The following is a 2117-nucleotide window of genomic DNA, read 5'->3' on the forward strand; positions in this document are numbered from 1 at the left end:
CAACGCGCCAAGCACCACGACGTCGGCAAAACGGTCAAACGCGCCGAGTCGATCAAGGAACACCAGGCCCGCCGAGGTTAAACGTCAAGCTCAGGATCGACCGGCTTCGGGCGAGGCGGGGTCGAGGTGTTGGAGCTGGTGTTGTTGGTGTTCCGGTGCCCGGTCGGGGTGTCACAGCTGCTGCGGGCGAATGGGCTCAGAGCAAGGCCGCCGAGGAAGGAGAATTCGAACGACATACCACTGAACGCGCTCCATCCTCCCCAACCGAGCAGAGCCCCGCCGGCACCGCCGCTGACCCAGCTGTTGCCGTAGTTGGGCTGCCAGCCGCCCGAAAGGGAGCTGGTGAGGCCGTCGAGGCGGTCCTTCTGGAGCATCCTCTGCAGGTCGAATTCCTGGCGGGCCGCCAGGCCGAGGTTTGGGGCGGGTTCAGCTCAGGCGGGTAGGAGGAAGGACATGCCATGACTCGAATCCTTACACGAAATCGAGTCCCCACCGAACCCGGGGCGATTCAGATATCCCCCTCGTACATCAACAACACGGTCATCCCGATGCTCTGCCGCAAGGCCGGCATCCCGGCCGCCAATGTCCGTGGGAACATCACCAGCCACCGGGCCCGCTCCACGATCGCCAGCCGGCTCTCCAACGCCAAGGAACCGATGACCCTGTCCGAGCTGCAGGCCTGGCTCGGAAACCGCTCTTCGCAGTCCACGCAGTACTACGCGAAAAACACCCCCAATACCCTCACCAAGGCATACACCGACGCCCAGTACTTCTCCCGCAACGTCCGCACCATCGAGGTCCTCATCGGCCGCGACGTCGTCACCTCCGACGCCGCCGCGGCCGGGGAGCCCTGGCAGCACTACGACCTCGGCCACGGCTTCCGCAGTTACACCTTCTTCGAACAGTGCCAGCACCGAATGGCCTGCGCTCGCTGCGATTTCTATGCCCCGAAAGACTCCACCAAGGCACAACTCATCGAAGCCAATGACAACTTGCAGAGAATGGCCGCCGCGATCCCCCTCGCCGACGACGAACGCGCGGCCGTCGACGACGGCCAGCAAGCACTGGACCGTCCACTCGCCCGCCTCGCCGATACTCCGACGCCCGCAGGCCCGACACCACGCGAACTCGACGTGCCGGCCACTGCACGCCTCCTGCCACTCGTCGTCCTCCGGCAAGGCGGCGCAAGCGCGGCACCGGGCTGATATCGAGATGCGAACCAGCTCGGGAGAGTGCCACAGTCACTGTCGTGACCCTGATGGACGTACTCGTCGACTTCTCCCGCACCGGTCGGATCGGCCCCCTGAGCTGCGGAATGTCCCTGGCTGAAGCTGAAGACCTTCTCGGCCCGGGGCGCCCGCACCCGGCCCACCGCATGAAGGGGCCCGATATCGACGGCTACCCCTACTCCTGGGACGGGCTGCAGCTGGTGGTCACTCAGCGGTCCGTCAGTGGAATCTGGATCAACCTCTGGCCAGGTTCGACCGCCAAACTTCCGCCGCTCGTCCTTCCCGATTCCGAGTCGTTCGAGGCCACCGTCCTCCGCGAGGAGCTGATCGCCGCCCTCGACGGCGCTGGCTGCCGGCATGCGGTCAACAGCACTCTCACCTTCGGCGAGCAGTCGAGCATCCTCACTCAGCCCGCTGACGTCTGCGCGGTCTTCGGCCTGCCCGGGCGGAACAACCATGTGCCGCACCGCGACCGGCACTACCTCGACGTGATGCACAAGCACACGGCTTGACACCGCTGATTCCACGGAATGATCCGGTTGACGTGACCCTCGACGACTCCCGAATCCACGGCAGCGTCAGGCCGACGGTGACGGCCGCGAGATCCCGTTCGAGACCATCGACGAAGGCGTGGAGGCTGGGCAGGTCGTCGGCGCGGACCGCCCAGCGGACGGCGGGCACCGCCGACGCGAGCGAAGCGCGCCCGTACACCCGAACCCAGTCGCGGAGAAACCGTGACGGAAACCGTGTCGACCACGGTGTTCCGGTCGGGGTGTGGGGGGCCCGGGCGCCCCCACCCCCCCCCCCCCGGGGGGGGGCCCCCCACCCCCCCCCCCGGGCCGCCCCCGCCCCCCCCCCCCCCCCCCCCCCCCCCCCAACCGCCCCCCC

The 2117-nt window shown here is 67.6% G+C and carries 3 protein-coding genes; 2 read left to right on the forward strand and 1 reads right to left on the reverse strand.

All coding sequences use genetic code 11. From position 1 onward, the window contains the following. Positions 1-77: 77 nt before the first annotated feature. Positions 78-374, reverse strand: a complete 297-nt coding sequence (locus ACIQTO_RS38130) for a hypothetical protein (protein WP_402398267.1) — start codon at positions 372-374, stop codon at positions 78-80. 84 nt (positions 375-458) lie between these two features. Between ACIQTO_RS38130 and ACIQTO_RS38135 the strand changes: the two genes are divergently transcribed. Together ACIQTO_RS38135 and ACIQTO_RS38140 are read left to right on the forward strand one after the other, a co-directional pair. Continuing rightward, positions 459-1205: a hypothetical protein gene (locus ACIQTO_RS38135; RefSeq protein ID WP_402398269.1), complete on the forward strand. Its 747-nt coding sequence runs from the start codon at positions 459-461 to the stop codon at positions 1203-1205. 44 nt (positions 1206-1249) lie between these two features. After that, a complete protein-coding gene (locus tag ACIQTO_RS38140) occupies positions 1250-1741 on the forward strand; it encodes a hypothetical protein (RefSeq protein WP_402398271.1) in 492 nt (163 codons plus the stop codon). Positions 1742-2117 lie beyond the last annotated feature (376 nt).

Source organism: Kitasatospora sp. NPDC091207 (assembly GCF_044768625.1).
In the GTDB taxonomy this organism is placed as follows: domain Bacteria; phylum Actinomycetota; class Actinomycetes; order Streptomycetales; family Streptomycetaceae; genus Kitasatospora.